Genomic DNA, 17830 nt, shown 5'->3' on the forward strand with positions numbered 1-17830 from the left:
AGATAGAGGCAAAAGGGCGCGAGGCCAGAGGAAGCGAGCTTCATCACCTTATCCCATCGAGGAAGGATAGAATTGCGGCGTTGAACTGCGCGGGACGCTGCAGCGGCGCGAAATGGCTGACGCCGGGCAAGTAGATCATCTGAGCGTCCGGAATGCTGCGGGCGAGATATTCGGCATGTTCGGCTTTGATGAATTCGTCGTGTTCGCCGAGCACGATTGCGACCGGAACGCCGATGCGGCCGAGGTCGTCGGCCTGATAGTTCGGCTCGGTGCGCATCATCAGGCTCACCGCCTCGACGAAGGCATTGAAATCGTCCGGCGTGGCGGATAAGGCCGCATAATCCTTGGCGTGACGGCTGAAGCATCGGTCGATGCGCGGGGTCGCAACGAATTCCAGCGTGCCGCTCGGATCCATGTTGCAGGCGAAGAAGAACACGCCTTCGACACGCGACGGCGCCGTCATGGCGAGGGTTAGGGCGATACAGGCGCCGTCGCTCCAGCCGACGAATGCAGCCTGCTCCAGGCGCAGCTCATCCATGACTGCAAGCACGTCGGCGGCCATCAGTTCATAGGTATAGGGACGGGCATCGCGGGTGCTGCGGCCATGACCGCGGCTGTCGATCAGCACAACGCGGCGGCCGCTCTCGAGCAGCGCCGGGACCTGATAGCCCCAATTGCCGCTATGGCCGAGGCCGCCGTGCAGCAGGATGACGGCCGGCCCGGCGCCGTAGCTCGCATACCAGATGCGGGCGCCCTCGCGCCCGACATGGCCTTCGACTGCGGCCGGCGGCAAAGGGGCCGCGCCGTGGGCTTCGAAATGGATGAGCTCGTCGTCGTGTTGTTCCATGGCGATGACAGTCCTTTCGGGTTATAGGCGGCCAGCATAGAAAAGCCGGAAAACAGCCCAAGAACAACCAGAATCGCTTTTTAGCTGTTGCATCCGTCGATGCAATCAGGGGGAGCAATATGGGCAGGACGCTTTTCTATTGCGCCGGCGCATTCGCGCTCGCCGGGGCCGGTATCTATCTCAACAATAGCAGCCTGCTTGCCGAGCATCGGCCGGGAAGCCCGGTGCTGCTCGCCCATCGCGGCATCGCCCAGCGCTTCGACGAGACCGATCTGAAGAATGACACCTGCACGGCGAGCCGCATGCTGCCGCCGAAACACGATTATCTCGAGAATACGGTTCGGTCGATGCAGGCGGGCTTTGCCGCCGGCGCCGATATCGTCGAGATCGACGTGCATCCGACGACGGACGGGCAGTTCGCCGTCTTTCACGACTGGACGCTCGACTGCCGCACCGACGGGCACGGTGTCACCCGCGAACATGCGATGGCCGACATGAGGAAGCTCGACATCGGCTATGGCTACACCGCCGATGGCGGCAAGAGCTTTCCCTTTCGCGGCCGCGGCATCGGCATGATGCCGACGCTGGCGCAAGTGCTGTCGACCTTTCCGGATCGGCGCTTCCTGATCAACGTCAAGAGCCGCGATCCGTCCGAGGGCGAAAAGCTCGCCGCCGTGCTCAACGGGCTTTCCACCGAGCGACGGGCCGAGATCATCGTCTATGGCGGCGACGAACCGATCGACGTCATCCGCCGGCGCGTGCCCGATATCAAGACCGCCTCGCGCCAGAGTTCTGAAGGGCTGCCTCACCGGCTATATCGGCTATGGCTGGACCGGCCTGCTGCCTGATGCCTGCAAGCAGCGGATGATGCTGGTGCCGATCAATATCGCGCCCTGGCTCTGGGGCTGGCCGGACCGTTTCCTCAACCGGATGGCGGATGCCGGCACCGAAGTTTTCGTGCTCGGCCCTTATCACGGCGGTGAATTTTCCACCGGTATCGACGACCGCGCGCAGTTGGCGCGGCTGCCGCAAAACTATGCGGCAGGCATTTGGACGAATGAGATCGAGACGATCGGACGGCTCCTGGAATGAGGCGGAGCGCCACCCGCCTCAGAACTCCTCCCAGTCGCCGCCGGCGACTGCTGCGTTGCCATGGAAGGCTGCGCCTACTTTTGCAGCCATTGCCCGCGGCGCCGATGCGACGGGCCTGGAAGCGGCAGTTGCCACGGCGGGGCGCTGCTGGCGTGAGGCTGGGCCGCCGATATTGAACTGGCCCAGCAGCTGGAAAAGCGCGTCGGCTTCCTTGGCGAGGCTATGTGCGGCAGCCGTCGATTCCTCGACCATGGCGGCATTCTGCTGCGTGCCCTGGTCCATGGTGTTGACCGCGGTGTTGATTTCCTTCAATCCCGTCGCCTGCTCCTTTGAACTCTCGACGATCGCAAGAACATTGCTGTTGACCTGCTGAACCTGGGCGACGATCTCTTCGAGAGCTTTGCCGGTTTCGCCGACCAGCGTCACTCCGCTCTTCACATGCTCGTTGGAGGCCCCGATCAGCTCCTTGATCTCCTTTGCCGCCTTGGCCGATCTCTGAGCAAGTTCGCGAACCTCTTGCGCGACCACCGCAAAACCCTTGCCGGCATCGCCCGCGCGCGCCGCCTCGACACCCGCGTTCAGTGCCAGGAGATTGGTCTGGAAGGCGATTTCGTCGATGACGCCGATGATGTTGCCGATCTCTGCGGACGATGTCTCGATCTTGCCCATCGCATCGACGGCGCTGCGGACCACCGCGCCGGAACGTTCGGCGTTCTCGCGGGTCCTTCGAACCAGCTGGCCGGCTTCCTGGGCACGGTTGCTCGAATCGGAGACTGTTGTGGTGATCTCTTCAAGGGCGGCTGCGGTTTCCTCGACGGAAGCCGCCTGCTGTTCCGTACGCTTCGACAAATCGTCCGAGGCTGAACGAACCTGCTGGGCGCTGGCAGCGATGCCCGTCGCGTTTTGAGCCACGACCTGCATCGCCGTGCGCAGCTTGGTGGCTGCGGCGTTGAAATCGGTGCGGAGCCTTTCCAGTGTCGGAATGAATGGTGTTGCGACCTCCTGGGTCAAATCGCCGCCGGCCAGGCCCATCAAAGACGCCGCAAGCTGATCGACATTGTTGACGCGGGCAGTAACGTCAGTCGCGAATTTGACGACCTTGAACACCTTACCGTTCATGTCGAGGATCGGATTGTAGGTGGCCTGGATGTAGATCCTTTTGCCGCCCTTGCCGATGCGCAGGAACTCATCCGCCACGAATTCACCCGCTGCCAGGCGCTCCCAGAACCGGCGATAATCCTCGCTGTTTGCGTAGGCGCTCTCGCAGAACATGGAATGGTGGCGGCCCTGGATCTCGGCAAGCTGATAGCCGAGCGCCGACAGGAAATTCTCGTTCGCTGTCAGAATCTCTCCTTTCGGCGTGAATTCGATAACAGCCTGGGCGCGCGACAGCGCGTTTATCTTGCCGGCATCTTCGGCGCTCTGCAGTTTCTGCCTGGTGATATCGGTCGCGAATTTCACCACTTTATACGGCTTTCCGCCACTGAAGACGGGATTGTAGGAAGCTTCAATCCAGATTTCCCTGCCGCCCTTGCCGATGCGCTTGTATTGGCGCCGATCAAACTCGCCTCGGCTGAGCTTTGCCCAAAACTCGCGATAGTCGGCCGACGAGGCTTCTGCCGGCTCGACGAACATCCGATGGTGCTGGCCGACAATCTCTGACAATTCGTAACCGAGCACGGCGCAGAAATTGGCGTTGGCCGTCAGAATCTTGCCGGTGAGGTCGAATTCGATGATGGCCTGTGACCTGCTCATCGCCGCCAGTACGGCCTTGGCATCCGAACCGAAGCCGAATCCTAGTGTCTTCATGCTGTTCCCCCTAACTCAGCTCAAGGAATGACTGCCGCGACCCCACCGGACTTGCGTTGGATGAGCGATCTGGGAATAGAATCCGGTAAATTCTTTAAGTTTCCATTAACCCCACCTTTGCCCAACAGCAGCCCCCGCTGCTGACCACAAAAACAGAAGAATTACTAATAGAGTCAGTTATTTGAACAACACTTTCCGAAGGGTCGGCTTCGGCACAGCATGTTCCGGCGGGGATTCCGAGCGTGAAGACAACGTTTTTTCACCTTTTGCCCGCCCGGAAAATTCTAAGAACGGTTTACTCTTTGTTAAGCAATCATGCGCCCCTTATTTTCGTATTCCGGCGGTGAACGGCCTTTCTGTTTTCCCGCTGAAAGTGCATATTTCATCGTCCTCGAGCGAGCAGAATCAGTTTCCGATACGGGCGAATTGCTGGACACGTCAGCCGCGAAGCGCTGGATGCGATTGTTAATCGGAGAAAGACATGAAGCTCGAGGATGAGTTCAATCGAATTGAGGAAGTCGCTGCAGGCTTCAAGACGCATTACGAAGTGTTCAAATATATGAAGGGCCTCACACAGGACCTTGGAATGAATGCTTTCCTGTTCATGACACTGCCGACGGTGGACATTGTCGAGATCGGCACGGCCAAGATCATCACCAATTGGCCGGCGGAAATGGTGGATTACTATGATGCCCATAATCTGATGATCGACAGCCCGGTCATCCGCCGGATGCTGAGGTCGACCAGCCCCTTCAACTATGATGTCGAAGCGATCAATACCAATCGTGGAGGAGGCAAGAAGTCGACGGTCATCGAGCTGTTCCACCGATATGGCATGGAAAAAGGGGCCTATTTCCCCGTTCACGACGCGGCGGGCGGACGTGGCGCCATGTCGATTTCGGGTTCTCGGAATTTCAGCATGATCGAAATGGCGAAGCTCCTGTTCATCGCCACACTCATCTATGACCGGCTCTCGCAGCTCACATTGAACGAGAAGCACAAACCCATCGAGTTTACGCGGAGCGAACTGGACTGTCTCAGGCTCACCGCCGGCGGCAGGAAGGGCAACGAAATTGCAAAGCTTCTCGATCTCACCGAAAATGCGGTCAACAATCACATCGGCAGCGCGATCAAGAAGCTCGGCTGTACGACAAGAACGCAGGCAGTCGTCAGTGCTCTGCGCCTCAATATCATTCGAGTTTAGATCGCGGCGATCAGCAGGCTTATGAAATGACGTTCAGAGGTCCCGCGCCCGCAGCAATGCCGGGATCGCTTCCGGAGAGACGGGCTTGGAGAAGCGGTAACCCTGCGCCTCCTCGCAGCGCGCGTGACGCAGGAAATCCATTTGGGCGTCGGTTTCGACGCCTTCGGCAAGCACCGAAAGCTTCAGCGTCTGCGCCAGCGAAATCACCGCCGAGACGATGGCGACGGCGGTCTTGTCGCCCGGCAGGGCCTCGACCAGCGAGCGGTCCATCTTCAGCCGGTCGAAGGGGAAGGTCTTCAGCGCCGCAAGACTGGAATAGCCGGAGCCGAAATCGTCGATCGACAGGCGCACACCGAGCGCCCGCAGCGATGCCATCATCGCAAGCGCGCGTTCGGCATCCTGCATCACTACGCTTTCGGTGACCTCGAGTTCCAGCCAATGGGATTGCAGGCCGTGGCGCTCCAAGGCCTCGGCGACATGGCTTGCGAAATCCGGATCGGCGAACTGCTTGGCCGAGACGTTGACGGCGATCGTCAGCGGCGTCAGGCCCAAATCCTGCCAGTGGCGCGTCTGGCGGCAGGCCTCGTTCAGCACCCAGAGGCCGAGGGGAACGATGAGGCCAGTCTCCTCGGCGAGCGGGATGAAATTAACCGGCGGCACCCTGCCCTTGGCCGGATGGTTCCAGCGGACCAACGCCTCGATGCCGGTGATGCGGCCGGTGGCGACATCGACCTGCGGCTGATATTCGAGGAACAGCTGATCGCCTGTTATCGCCTGGTGGAGCTCCTCCTGCTCGCCGAGCGGCATGCCGACCGGTGCGCCGTCGCCATCGTGATGCTGCAGCGTATTGCGGCCGAGCTGCTTGGCCCGGTACATGGCGCGATCGGCATTGGCGAGGAGCTCTTCGGCGGTTGCGCCGTCGACGGGGAAGGCGGCAACGCCGATGCTCGAGGTGATCGCGATGTCACCGCTCTCGGCGCGCATCGGCCGGTTGATCGCCTTCTGCAATTCGCGCAGGCGGCGGGCGATGCCGGCGTCGTGGCTCGACTGGTGGACGAGCACCACGAGGAATTCGTCGCCGCCGAGCCGCACGACCATATCCGAGGCGCGGACGCTGTTGGCCATGCGGGTGGCGATCTCCTTCAGCACCTCGTCGCCGGCGGCGTGGCCGCGGCCGTCATTAATGTCCTTGAAATTGTCGAGATCGATATAGGCGACGGTGACCTTGCGGCTGTTGCGCCGGGCCTGATCGAGAATATTGGCCAGCCGTTCCTTCAGGAAGGCGCGGTTCGGCAGGCCGGTGAGATCATCGTGATGGGCCATGAAATGGATGCGGTCATCGACACGCTTGCGCTCGATGGCGATACCGGCGATGTGGGTGGCAAGCGCCACCAGCGTCATCTCATGGTCAGTCGGACGGCGAACCTCCCTGGAATAGAGCGCGAAGGTGCCGAGCACATTGTTCTGCGAGGTGGCGATCGGCGTCGACCAGCAGGAGCGGAAGCCGAAGGGGGCGATCAGCGCGCGGAAGTCCTCCCAGAGCGGATCGCTCATCACGTCCTCGACGATCACGGTCTGGCCGCGCCAGGCGGCGGTGCCGCAGGAGCCGACCTTGGGGCCAATGGTGACGCCGTCGATCAGGCGGCTGTAGCCGCCGGGCAGATTGGGAGCTGCCCCGTGATAGAGCCTGGTGCCCTCGCTGTCGAGCAGCAGCACCGATCCGTCGATGCCGGTCAGCTGCGCCTCGATCATCAGCACCAGCGCTTCGAGGATCATCGGCAACGGCTCGTTGCGGGCAATCATTTCGAGCAGTTTCGCCTGTCCGCGATGGAGATCCTCCTGGAGCTTGCGTTCGGTGATATCGCGGGAAACACCGATCAGCCCGACGATTTCGCCGCGATCATCGCGCAGCGGAATCTTCGAGGTCAGCCGGCAGACCGGCCTGGGGCTGCCTGGAAGAACGACCGTTTCCTCCATGTCGATCCGGGCCTGGCCGGTCGCCATGATCTGCTGCTCAATATCGAAATGACGGCGCGCCACCTCGAAATCGAAGAAGTCGAAATCGCGCTTGCCGGTGATCTCATCGGCGCTCCTGAAGCCAAGGTTGCTGGCGGTGACGGCATTGGCGAAGACGAAGCGGCTGTCGCGATCCTTGACGTAGAGGAAATCCGGCAGTTCGTGAATAATCGCTTTCAGGCGCAGGTTCTCGACGCCCTCGGAGAGGTGATGGGCGGTCGATGCCATCATCGCTTCCGTCGCGGCGACGAAGCGCCGCGTTTCGGCCGTCAGGGCCTCGGCCGATTCCCATCGCCTGGCACTCGGTTCGCGCATCACCCCATTCTCCCCGGCCCCGCAGTCGTCATTTCCCTTCAAAGTAGTCCTGAAGTCCTTCGGCTTGCTTAAGTGAAAGAGTGAACAACACGCGAAAATAAGCGGCGAGATCCTGCCCTCAACTCGGCGGCGACCGCAATTTCGTGCGCCCGGGGAAAAGTCTGTGCCAAAAGAAGACAGGCGGGATGGCACGTTTCCTGCTAGATGCGGGCCATGACAGGAGCGCCCGGAATGCCTTCACGCCGCGACATGCTTCTCTTTCTCGCTGCCTCGGCGGTCGCGGGCGGGGCGTCGCGCGCGTTTGCCTCGCCGCTGACGGCCGCTGCCCAGCCCGATCTGCGCGGCGCGATCGACGCGGTGGAATATCGCGCCATTCCCGAAAGCGGCGACCGCAAGGCCCGCAACCTGGAGCAGATGATCAAACAGGCGGCGGCCGAGAACGTACCGGTCTTCCTGCCGCCCGGCACCTACCGGATCTCCAATCTCACCTTGCCCGACAATACCCGCATCACGGGCGTACCCGGCGCCTCACGGATCGTCTATACTGGCGAAGGCCATCTCTTCGCGGCCGAGAATGTGCGGCGCATCGAGCTTTCCAATCTCGTCATCGACGGCGGCAACCGCTGGCTCGGCGATTATGCCGGCGGGCTCGTGCAATTTACCGGCGTCGACGAGGTGCTGATCGACAATTGCGAAATCGGCGGCAGCCGCAAGCACGGCCTGCAACTGGAGCGTTGCGGCGGACGGATCGAGCGCAGCCGCATCTCAGGTGCGGCCCAAGCCGGGCTCTACGCCGTCGATTCCGCCAACCTGTCGGTCACCGGAAATACGATCGCCGATTGCGGCAATGGCGGCATTCTCGTGCATCGCTGGAAGAAGGCGGAAGACGGCACGGTCGTTTCCGGCAACCGGATTTCCAACATCCGCGCCAATGACGGCGGCACCGGCCAGAACGGCAACGGCATCAACATCTTCCGAGCCGACGGGGTGATGGTGGTGAACAACCATATTTCCGACTGCGCCTTTACGGCGATCCGCGCCAATTCCGCGTCGGACATCCAGATCAGCAGCAACCAGTGCCGGCGCTCCGGCGAGACGGCGATCTATGTCGAATTCGCCTTCGAGGGTGCCGTGGTCTCCGCCAACATGATCGACGGGGCGGCCAATGGCATTTCGATCGCCAACTTCGACGAAGGCGGCAGGCTTGCGAGCGTCACCGGCAACGTCGTGCGCAACCTGACGCTGAAGGGCCCCTACCAGCACGAGGTCGGCTTCGGCATCGGCATTGCGGCGGAGGCCGATACGCTGGTGTCGGCCAATGTGATCGAAGGGGCGCCGCGCTGGGGAATGCAGATCGGCTGGGGCGCCTATCTGCGCAATGTCGTCGTCAGCGGCAATGTCGTGCGCAAGGCCCCGGTCGGCTGCGCCGTCTCGGTCGCCGATGGCGCCGGCACCGCCGTCATCACCGACAACGTCTTCCAGGAAATCACCGACGGCGCGGTTATCGGCTTCGAGTGGGAGAAAAAGTCTCCGGCGAGCTGGCGAACGGCGGCTCGCCCTATGGGCAGTTCACCATCGAGCGAAACCGCATGTCCTGACGGACCGGGCGGCTTTCAACGCCGGCGGCTCTGCCGGCGATAAGACCTCACGCACTTGAATTCATAGCGTCGTCACTGCGTCTGATAGGTGCCGGTGATGGTCGCTTCCGCCAAGGCATGTTTCTTTGCCTCCGCCCACATGGCGCTGATGCCGGCGGCATCGGGTGTCAGAAGCTTCGGCACGTCGAGGGCGGCGAGGCGGAAGATATAATGATGCGGGCGATCACCGGCCGGCGGTTGCGGGCCGTCGTAACGGGCATTGCCGAAATCGTTCTTGTAGAAGCGCGGCGCCTGCTCCGGTGCGGTATCGGCGCTTTCGGCCAGTGCAGTCCACTGCGCCGGGATATTGGCGATACCGCAGTGGCGGAAGGTGCCACGAGGGGCATCCGGATCCTCGACCACCAGAGCAAAGCTCCTGGTCTCGTCGGGGGCGCCGCTCCAGGCAAGCGGCGGAAAGAGATTCTCGCCCGCGCGCGCATATTTCTTCGGGATCGGCTGATCCTGCGCAAAGGCCTTGCTGATCAATGTCAAAGTCATGACATTCTCCTTTGTCTTCTCCTTTGTCCTTCAGGGACGACCGCTTCCCTTCTTATGTTCGCTTTCCTGATTGCGGCCGCGCATGATCGTGCGATCGTCGCTCCCCGTATCCGGGTCGGGCTTCAAATCATTGCCTTTCCGATGCGCCTGCCTCGCCTGCGCACTGCGCTGCAGATCTGCTGCGGCGTCGAAATCTTTGTCGGCATTTGCCGTTTTCTCGCGTTTTTCGATGACGCGAAGCTGCTGTTCATGCGTCTTCTTGCCCGTCATGACATTCCTCCTTAACTGAGAACGCACCCCTGCTTTCGGCGCCTCGACGGCGCCAGCCTCTCAGGGTCGAACTCGCCGGCCCACTCATTGTTCCGCCGGCCCGGGCGTATCAAAAGCTTTCATCGTCCCATCAGTGGCGGAGGCTTTTCCGCGGGAGGTGCGGCGTTTACCATTTCTCCCGACACATCGAGGGGATTTGGCCATGCTGACAATCTATGGCGTCTATCGATCGCGCGCCTCGCGCGTCTATTGGATGGCGGAGGAGCTCGGGCTCGAGTTCCGCTCAGTGCCGGTGCTGCAGGCAAGGCGGCTCGCCGATCCGCTCTGCGCGGAAGCGCCGCTCAACACCCATTCGCCTGACTTCGCCGCCGTCAATCCAATGGGACAGATTCCCAGCATCCGCGACGGCGACCTCGTCATGCACGAGTCGCTGGCAATCAATCTGTACCTCGCCCGCAAACACGGCGGGCCGCTCTCGGGCCAAACCGTCGAGGAAGACGGATTGCTGACGATGTGGACGATCTGGGCGGCCTCGCAAGTCGAGCCGCATTCGGTCAAGATCGTGCTGACCTATGACAACGGCCTCGAAAACAGCGCAGAGGGCAAGGAGACGATCGCGGCCGCCTGTTATGGCCTGCGCCGGCCACTTGCGGCGCTCGAAAGCCAGCTTTCAGACCGGCAATGGATCGTCGGCGACCGCTTCACCGTCGCCGACCTCAACATTGCCGAGGTGCTGCGCTATGCCCAGAGCGAGGCGGAGCTTTTCGATGCACATCCGAATACCAAGGCGTGGATCGAACGCTGCCAGTCCCGCCCCGCTTACAAGGCAATGCAGGCGGCCCGCAGCAGGGAACCGGTCGAGGTCTGAGGGCGACGGTTTGCAATCAGCGTACCGTGCGCTCGGGCACGATCCGGAATTCATCACCACCTTCTATTGCAGCAGCGATGCCAGACCGTAGAAGGCTGCAGACACCGCTGCAGCCGCCGGCATCGTGACGATCCAGGCGATCACGATGTTGCCAGCCAACCCCCAGCGCACGGCTGAAACACGGCGTGCAGCGCCCACTCCGATGATTGCGCCGGTGATGGTGTGCGTGGTCGAGACGGGAATGCCGAGCCAAGTCGCCCCGAACAGCGTCAATGCTCCGCCCGTCTCGGCGCAGAACCCCTGCATCGGATTGAGCCGGGTGATCTTCGACCCCATGGTATGAACGATCCGCCAGCCGCCAAAAAGCGTTCCAAGTGCCATCGCCGCTTGGCAGGAAATGACCACCCAGAACGGCACGTAGAAGGTCGAGCCGAGATATCCCTGGCTGAACAGGAGCACGGCGATGATGCCCATCGTCTTCTGCGCATCGTTTCCGCCATGACCGAGCGAATAGAGCGATGCTGAAACGAACTGCATCACGCGAAAGGTTCGATCGACCGCATAGGGCGTCTGCCGAATGAACGACCAGGAGACGGTGAGCACCAGCAGCAGCGCCAGAAAGAAGCCGATGGCCGGGGAAAGGAAAATCGCGCCGACTGTCTTGAGAAGGCCGCTCCAGACAATCGCGCTGAAGCCCACCTTGGCCAAACCGGCGCCCACCAGTCCGCCGATAAGCGCATGTGACGAGCTGGATGGAATTCCGAAAATCCAGGTGAGGATGTTCCAGATGATCGCCCCCATCAGCGCGGAGAAGATCACTTGCGGCGATACGATCGCTGGGTCGATGATGCCGGTCCCCAGCGTCTCGGCCACATGCAAGCCGAAAAACAAGAAGGCGATGAAGTTGAAGAATGCCGCCCAGGCGACTGCATATTGTGGTCGAAGCACGCGGGTCGACACGATGGTGGCGATGGAATTGGCCGCATCGTGGAGGCCGTTGAGAAAGTCGAAGAAAAGAGCGACAAGAACCAGCCCGGCGAGCAGCGGGAAAGCGAGAGACGCATCCATCAGACGTTCTCGATGAGAATGCCGCTGATTTCGTTGGCGACATCCTCGAAGCGGTCGACGACTTTCTCCAGCTCCGCGTAGATTTCGCTGCCGATCAGGTAGGCCATCGCATTGCCGGCGGCGCCATGATGCAAGAACAGTTCCTTCAGTCCTTGATCATAGAGTTCGTCGGAACGGCCTTCCACCCGCGTAACCTCTTCCGCAATGGCGGAAAGACGCTGCGCATTGGCGCCCACCCTGTCGAGAAGCGGTATCGCTTCGGCGATCAACTTCGCGGCCTTGACGATTTCGCCGCCCATCTGCTGCATGAGCGGATCGAAGCTCGACTGATCGAACAGGCGGATGGTCTTGACCGTCTTATGCATCATGTCGATCGCATCATCCATCGACTGGATCAGGTCCTTGATGTCGCCACGGTCAAAAGGTGTGATGAAGCTTCGACGGACGGCGAGAAGGACCTCGCGAGTGACGTCGTCGGCTTCGTTTTCCAAAGTGACGATGCGTTCGCAGTTTTTCTCGACGTCATTGCCTTTCAAAAGTTCGTCCAAGGCGTGCGCCGCAGCAACGACGGTTCTCGAGTGGGTGGAAAACATCTCGAAGAACTTATCTTCCCGTGGCATCAGCCTGCGAAAAATGCTCATCATGCCAGCGGACCTTCCTCGTGCGGCTGATTGTCATAAATCTGTCATAAACACGCCCGGACTGGTGAAGCAACAGGCAAATTCGGCACACTCATCGCCATGAAGTCCGCAAAAAAACGCAGCAAGCCCCGACCGGACAAATCTCAGCCATTGCTACGGCAGCTTGCCGCCGTCCCGGCAAAGTTGTTCTCCGGCGCCTTCCGCCAACAGTACGGCGCGCTCTGCTTCCGCCACGCCAAAGGTGGAGCCGGGATCGAGATCTTGGTGATTACATCGCGCGAAAGCGCGCGCTGGGTTATTCCGAAGGGATGGCCGATGAAAGGCAAAAAGCCTTTCGAAGCGGCGGCAATCGAAGCCTGGGAGGAGGCCGGCGTGAGCGGAGCGGTGAGGAAGAAACCGGTCGGCCACTATACCTATCTGAAAGAATTGGACGACGGCGACGTCGTCCCCTGCATCGTCGACGTGTTCCAGGTCGAGGTCACCGAGGTTAGCGACGGCTTCAAGGAGTACGGCCAGCGGGTTCTGGCATGGGTCAGCCCCGACGAGGCGGCAAGACGTGTTCGCGAGATCGAACTCAAATCGCTGCTCGTGGACTTCAAGGTTCGCGGTCGCAAGAAGGCCGCCCCTAACAAATCAAAACCGGAAGGATGAGGCGAACACCCGCTACGAGATCCTATCGAAACAAGGCGAGCGTGCCGGCCATTTCCTCGCGGATCCAGGCCTTGAAATCCTTGACCTTCTTCGGCTCGCGCGCACCCTCGGCGGTGATGAAATAATGGCCGAAGCCGGTCTCTGCGCGAATGCCGAAGGGGGCCGCCAGCCGGCCTTCGGCAAGTGCGAAGTGAGCAAGCGTCTGCCAGGCGAGCATGACGCCCTGGCCGGCGATCGCCGCATCGAGGCAGAGCGAGGCGTCGTTGAAGACGTGGCGTGTCGCAAGCGTCGCGCCCGATAAACCCGCCTCCCGCATCCAGACCTCCCAGCTGAACATGGCGCGGCCATCGATGATGGCAGGCAATGCCAGGATATCGGCGGGCTCTTTCAATTTCGCCGCCATCTCGGGCGAGCAGACCGGAAAGACCTCCTGTTGCAGCAGCAGTTCGGCCTTCACGTCGGGCCATTTGCCGGTACCGACGCGGATGCCGATATCGACATCGCCCAGCGCCGGATTGACGAGATTGGTCGTCGCATCCAGCCGCAGCTTGATGTCGGGATGACGCTCGGCGAAGCGATCGAGCCGGCAGACGAGCCAGCGGGCGGCGAAGACCGGCGCCACCGAGATGGTCAGGACCGTGTCGTCTCTACGGCTGGCGATCGACACCGCCGCCGAAAGGCGGGCAAAGCCCTCGTCGAGTGCTGAAAGCACGGGCCGGCCGGCTTCGGTGGCGATCATGCCGCGGGCGGTGCGCTCGAAGATCACCTGCCCCAGCTGCGCCTCGGCCTTGATCACCTGCTGGCTGACGGCGCCGACCGAGACGCCAAGCTCGTCGGCGGCCGCCTGCAGCGAGCCGAGACGGCCGACCGCCTCCAGTGCCCTGAGGCCGTTGAGATGGACCGTGTTGAGGTTCTTCATATAGTTTTTCTATAGCAGCGCCGCGGTAAACTCAATTGAAAATCCGCCCGTGCAAGCCGACATTGCAGCATAGGATCATGATCCAGCGCCGCTGGAGAAAGCGAGGCCTGCCGTGTCGTTGCTGAAGTTTTTCTTGAGGCCCATTGCCGGTATCAGCAGGACGCAACCTGCCAATACCCCAACCTGGGAGGAGGATCCGCTGCGCCATCCCGAGGTCGAGCGCATGTCGCTGCGCGAAATCGCCGATCTGCCGCTTGGGGACCGGTTTTCATGCAGAGGCGAAACCGCCCCTGGCGAAATGCGCGTGACATCGTGCTAAGTTTCGCCCCGAGGAAAAAGGGCGGGACAATGGCCGGCGAAGTTGACCTTATCTTCGAGCGCTTGAAGCGGCTGGCGGCGGAAGCCGGCCTGCCCGACGTCGAGGAGAGCACCTCCTACGGCAATCCGGCGCTGAAGGTTGCCGGCAAGAGTTTTGTGGCGGTGAAAAACCCCGAGACGATCGTCATCTCGATTTCGCTCGACGACAAGGATCATCTCCTGGAAATGGCGCCGGACATCTACTTCCAGACCGACCATTATGTCGGCTGGCCGCATCTGCCGCTGCGCGCCGCCCTGATCGGCGATGACGAATTGCGGCTGCGGCTGATCGGCGCCTGGCTGTTCCGGGCGCCGAAGAAGCTGGCCGATCGTTTCGGGCGTCAGCCGCAGTCATAGGCGAGCGCGCTGAATGGCCGGGCGCCGCAACCGCGGGCGTGGGGCGCTGATCTTTTTGAAGCGCACAAAAATGCGCAGCGGTTTTGCAGCAGCGACATGCGTAAAAACAACAAGCGAGAGCAGGCCGAGCGAATCTGAAAAATCGCGACCCGTTTCAGGCGACGGCGCTTCGCAAAAAGCGATCGCGCAGGGTGAGCCTCTCTGTCAATATACGCATCTCCGCGTCGATCGACAGTCCATCCAGGAGGCCCACCATGAAAGACGTCGTCGCCTTGGTCACCGGCGCAAGCCGCGGCATTGGCCGCGGCATCGCCCTTGCTTTGCTTGCCGAAGGATTCACGGTTCATGTGACCGCCAGGACGCGTTTCGAGGCAGAGGCAGAGCAAGCCGGATCGGCGGGCTCACTCGAGGGGCTCGAGCTTAAAGCGGCAAAACTGCCGGGACGCATCTTCGTCCACCGATGCGATCACGGCAAAGACGCCGACACAGAGCGTGTGGCCGACGCTATACGGGCGGGCGGCAGGCTCGATATTCTGGTGAACAATGCCTGGCCGGGTTACGAGAACATGGTCGAAGACGGGGATTTCACTTGGCCCCAGCCGTTCTGGCAGCAGCCGGCCTGGCGATGGGAGGCGATGATCGGCACTGCGCTGAGAGGCGCTTTCATGATGTCGCGGGCGGTCGCTCCGCTGATGATCCCGGCGCGACGCGGCCTGATCGTCAACATTTCCTTCTGGGCAGCCCAGCTCTACGAGGGCAATGCGATCTACGGCATCGCCAAGGCTGCCGCCGACAAGATGGCCGCGGACTTCGCGCATGAGCTGCGCTCTTACAATGTCGCGGCGATCGCTCTCTATCCGGGGCTGGTCCGTACCGAAGCCGTTCTTGAGAATGCCGAATATTTCGACATGAGCAATTCGGAATCGCCTCAGTTCATCGGCCATGTCATAGCGGGGTTGTGGCGAGACCCGGCGCTGATGTTGAAATCCGGGCACGCTCTGGTAGCGGCGGCGTTGGCGCGGGAATACGGCATCGCGGATATCGACGGCTACAGGCCGGCTCCCCTTTCCGCCGCCGACTTTGCCAGAGATTGATTTTGCTTCGTCCGGGCCATCAGGCGGAGCTGCCGAGCCTGAAAGCCGTTGAAATATCGGGATCGCGATGATATCGCTGCATCGGGTCTGCAGTTCACCCAGGCATCGCCGTTCTCCGGAACACGCTAAACCTGACAATGACGAAGATATGGACACCGATCCCGTGCCATGTCGGAAGGGCGATCACCGATAATCCATCCGGAACGGCGCGACCAAAGGATAGGTCATGTCCAGAAAACCCATTCCGCTCACGGTGGGCGACACGTCGGCATTTGCCAAGTCGCTGCGCCTGCAGCTTGCCGCACATGAGGGGCTTCCCTCTCACCTCCAGTTCTTGAACATGCTGGCGAGGGCCGCCGGTCACGGCAATTTCCAGAGCCTGCGTGCAGCAACCGGCTCCGGGAGCAAGGGAGAACCACCCACTCCGGCACCTGTTCGCGATACCGCGATCGATCACAAGCATATCGAGCGCGTTCAACGCAGTTTTGACGAGGAGTTTCGCCTCATGCGCTGGCCCTCGCGGCGCATGGACCAGGTCACGGCGCTTTGGCTTCTCTGGTCGCGCATTCCCTCCGCAAGGGAGATGTCAGAAAAAGAGGTCAATGCTCTTCTCCGCGACAGGCACCTGTTTGGAGATCACGCTTTGCTGCGCCGGGAGCTCTGCGAACTCGGCCTGATGAGCCGGACGCGCGACGGCAGCATCTACAGGCGGGTCGAGCGGCCGATGCCGATACAGGCGGCGACGATCTTGCGTCAGCATTCCTCACGCCAGGCAGATTGATCGCCATTGCTGGGGCGCCTTTTCGGGAGCCCACCGTCGGTTTACAGCGCATCGCGATCTTTGGATTCGCCGCGCGCGACATGCATCGGGCGCCTCATTCTGCGCCGCTGCCAGCCTGCCGCTGGCCGCGCGAAGGGCGATTGCCGAAGCCCATATAGTGCTAGGCATCCGTCAGCCGCGGTCGGAGGCCAGCGCGCGCTGAACGGCGGGGCGCTGCAGCATGCGGGCGTGGTGATCGCTGACCTTTGCGAAGCGGGCGGGATCGACGCCGTCGGCCGGCAGCCAGTCGGTTATGACGAAGAGATAGGGATCGGCGAGCGAATAGGTCTCGCCCATCACCCAGGGGCCTTTGAACATCGTCTCTTCGATCAGGGTGAAACAATCGGCCATATTCTGCGGCACCTTCGCCCTCATCGCCTCGATCGCTGAGGGATCGTCGGACCAGCGGGAGCCGCGCCGGCGATGGGCATGGTTCACATGCACGGTCGAGCAGAGATAGCTGTTGAAGGACTGCAGCCGCGCCATCTCGAAAACATCGCCGAGCGGCGCCAGTTTGGCGGCCGGCGCGCTTTCAGCGATAAAGCCGAGAATCGCCGGCGTTTCGGTCAGCACACCGCGGTCGGTGATCAGCGCCGGCACGCGTCCCTTGGGGTTAATCTTCAGATAGTCCGGCGAACGCTGCTCGCCATTGGCGAAGCTGAGCTTCTTCGTTTCGAAGGCAAGACCGGATTCTTCCAGGGCGATCAGGCTTGCGAGCGCGCAGGTTCCCGAGGCGTAATACAATGTCAGCATGGTTCTCGTCTCCCTTTCGAGAAGTGATATAGCGCAGGGATGAGTGCGCCGGAACCGGGGATTGGGTTTTGCCTCGTCAGGCCGCCCCTCATCCGCCTGCCGGCACCTTCTCCCCGTTCTGACGGGGAGAAGGGAACATGCCGCAACCTCTCGCCCCCACAAACCCCTCGCAGGGCACGTCCCCTCTCCCCGCTTTCACGGGGAGAGGGCTAGGGTGAGGGGCAGCCCACAGGCACGAACTCTCGCCCCTCAGCCGCAGCCCGGCACATCCTCCAGCCGGTGCCACACCGGGATGCCGCGCTCCCTGGCGATGCGCACGTCGTTGTCGGCGCCCTTGGAATCGCCAGGCAGACGCAGCACACCCTCGCAGAGCTGCAGCAGCCGGCCGGCGACCGGGTGGAAAATTTCCTCGTAGAGCGCATCGCCGACCGACCTGCCGCCGGCCGCATGCCAGATCGGCAGCGCTACCCATTCGCCGATCATCGGCACGTGGCCGGCGGCAAACAGCTTGTGCGAAGGCTCCTCCAACCGCTTCAGGTTGGCGGCCATCTTTTCCGGGTCGTCGCCCGTTCCCGACCGGTAAGGCCCGGCAATCAAAATCAGCATCTTTCACT

16 protein-coding genes and 3 pseudogenes are annotated in these 17830 nt (G+C 61.7%); 9 read left to right on the plus strand and 10 right to left on the minus strand.

All coding sequences use genetic code 11. The features are described 5' to 3' along the window. Positions 1-43 precede the first annotated feature (43 nt). Positions 44-847 (minus strand): alpha/beta hydrolase, encoded by an 804-nt coding sequence (locus tag MHI61_RS17545; protein ID WP_239789879.1) that lies wholly within the window; start codon positions 845-847, stop codon positions 44-46. Between the two features lie 119 nt (positions 848-966). On the opposite strand from MHI61_RS17545, the pseudogene MHI61_RS17550 reads away from it, so the two are divergent. Continuing rightward, positions 967-1939 (plus strand): annotated as a pseudogene (locus MHI61_RS17550) (glycerophosphodiester phosphodiesterase family protein). An 18-nt stretch (positions 1940-1957) separates the two neighbouring features. Here the strand turns inward: MHI61_RS17550 and MHI61_RS17555 are convergent. Beyond that, positions 1958-3748: a PAS domain-containing methyl-accepting chemotaxis protein gene (locus MHI61_RS17555; protein ID WP_239789880.1), complete on the minus strand. Its 1791-nt coding sequence runs from the start codon at positions 3746-3748 to the stop codon at positions 1958-1960. Between the two features lie 481 nt (positions 3749-4229). On the opposite strand from MHI61_RS17555, the gene MHI61_RS17560 reads away from it, so the two are divergent. Next, positions 4230-4952, plus strand: a complete 723-nt coding sequence (locus MHI61_RS17560; RefSeq protein WP_239789881.1) for a LuxR family transcriptional regulator — start codon at positions 4230-4232, stop codon at positions 4950-4952. Between the two features lie 33 nt (positions 4953-4985). On the opposite strand, the gene MHI61_RS17565 is transcribed toward MHI61_RS17560, so the two are convergent. Continuing rightward, positions 4986-7283, minus strand: coding sequence for an EAL domain-containing protein (locus MHI61_RS17565; protein ID WP_239789882.1), 2298 nt, complete (start codon positions 7281-7283; stop codon positions 4986-4988). Positions 7284-7514: 231 nt separating this feature from the next. Between MHI61_RS17565 and MHI61_RS17570 the strand changes: the two are divergent. Continuing rightward, positions 7515-8881, plus strand: a pseudogene (locus MHI61_RS17570) (TIGR03808 family TAT-translocated repetitive protein). A 72-nt stretch (positions 8882-8953) separates the two neighbouring features. On the opposite strand, the gene MHI61_RS17575 reads toward MHI61_RS17570, so the two are convergent. Both MHI61_RS17575 and MHI61_RS17580 read right to left on the minus strand, forming a co-directional pair. Beyond that, positions 8954-9418, minus strand: a complete 465-nt coding sequence (locus tag MHI61_RS17575; RefSeq protein WP_239789883.1) for a YbhB/YbcL family Raf kinase inhibitor-like protein — start codon at positions 9416-9418, stop codon at positions 8954-8956. 30 nt (positions 9419-9448) lie between these two features. After that, the gene (locus MHI61_RS17580) at positions 9449-9688 is read right to left on the minus strand and encodes a hypothetical protein (RefSeq protein WP_097582770.1); all 240 of its coding nucleotides are present in this window, start codon (positions 9686-9688) and stop codon (positions 9449-9451) included. Between the two features lie 202 nt (positions 9689-9890). On the opposite strand from MHI61_RS17580, the gene MHI61_RS17585 reads away from it, so the two are divergent. Continuing rightward, entirely contained in the window at positions 9891-10556 is a 666-nt protein-coding gene (locus MHI61_RS17585; protein ID WP_239789884.1) for a glutathione S-transferase family protein, read from the plus strand. Between the two features lie 63 nt (positions 10557-10619). Here the strand turns inward: MHI61_RS17585 and MHI61_RS17590 are convergent, their stop codons facing one another. Both MHI61_RS17590 and MHI61_RS17595 read right to left on the minus strand, forming a co-directional pair. Then, complete coding sequence (locus MHI61_RS17590; RefSeq protein WP_183840983.1) at positions 10620-11624, minus strand: inorganic phosphate transporter; 1005 nt, start codon at positions 11622-11624, stop codon at positions 10620-10622. Beyond that, entirely contained in the window at positions 11624-12268 is a 645-nt protein-coding gene (locus tag MHI61_RS17595; protein ID WP_222138680.1) for a DUF47 domain-containing protein, read from the minus strand. The genes MHI61_RS17590 and MHI61_RS17595 overlap by 1 nt, the downstream gene beginning before the upstream one ends. Positions 12269-12364: 96 nt before the next feature. On the opposite strand from MHI61_RS17595, the gene MHI61_RS17600 reads away from it, so the two are divergent. Next, positions 12365-12916, plus strand: a complete 552-nt coding sequence (locus MHI61_RS17600; protein WP_222138681.1) for an NUDIX hydrolase — start codon at positions 12365-12367, stop codon at positions 12914-12916. A gap of 22 nt (positions 12917-12938) precedes the next feature. Here the strand turns inward: MHI61_RS17600 and MHI61_RS17605 are convergent, their stop codons facing one another. Next, complete coding sequence (locus tag MHI61_RS17605) at positions 12939-13835, minus strand: LysR substrate-binding domain-containing protein (RefSeq protein ID WP_239789885.1); 897 nt, start codon at positions 13833-13835, stop codon at positions 12939-12941. A gap of 112 nt (positions 13836-13947) precedes the next feature. On the opposite strand from MHI61_RS17605, the pseudogene MHI61_RS17610 reads away from it, so the two are divergent. From MHI61_RS17610 to MHI61_RS17625, 4 genes and pseudogenes are all read left to right on the plus strand, one after another. After that, a pseudogene (locus MHI61_RS17610) lies at positions 13948-14143 on the plus strand (hypothetical protein). Between the two features lie 40 nt (positions 14144-14183). Continuing rightward, positions 14184-14549, plus strand: a complete 366-nt coding sequence (locus tag MHI61_RS17615; protein ID WP_222138684.1) for an MmcQ/YjbR family DNA-binding protein — start codon at positions 14184-14186, stop codon at positions 14547-14549. A gap of 254 nt (positions 14550-14803) precedes the next feature. Then, complete coding sequence (locus MHI61_RS17620) at positions 14804-15643, plus strand: SDR family NAD(P)-dependent oxidoreductase (RefSeq protein ID WP_239789886.1); 840 nt, start codon at positions 14804-14806, stop codon at positions 15641-15643. Positions 15644-15869: 226 nt separating this feature from the next. Next, on the plus strand, positions 15870-16424 hold the full coding sequence (locus MHI61_RS17625) for a DUF2087 domain-containing protein (protein WP_239789887.1): 555 nt from the start codon (positions 15870-15872) through the stop codon (positions 16422-16424). 171 nt (positions 16425-16595) lie between these two features. Here MHI61_RS17625 and MHI61_RS17630 read toward each other — a convergent pair whose 3' ends face one another. Both MHI61_RS17630 and MHI61_RS17635 read right to left on the minus strand, forming a co-directional pair. After that, positions 16596-17216 (minus strand): glutathione S-transferase family protein, encoded by a 621-nt coding sequence (locus MHI61_RS17630; RefSeq protein WP_239789888.1) that lies wholly within the window; start codon positions 17214-17216, stop codon positions 16596-16598. Positions 17217-17465: 249 nt separating this feature from the next. Further along, positions 17466-17822, minus strand: coding sequence for a DUF4406 domain-containing protein (locus MHI61_RS17635; protein WP_097582755.1), 357 nt, complete (start codon positions 17820-17822; stop codon positions 17466-17468). Positions 17823-17830 lie beyond the last annotated feature (8 nt).

The sequence above is a fragment of the Rhizobium sp. K102 genome (assembly GCF_022385315.1).
Lineage (GTDB): Bacteria > Pseudomonadota > Alphaproteobacteria > Rhizobiales > Rhizobiaceae > Rhizobium > Rhizobium croatiense.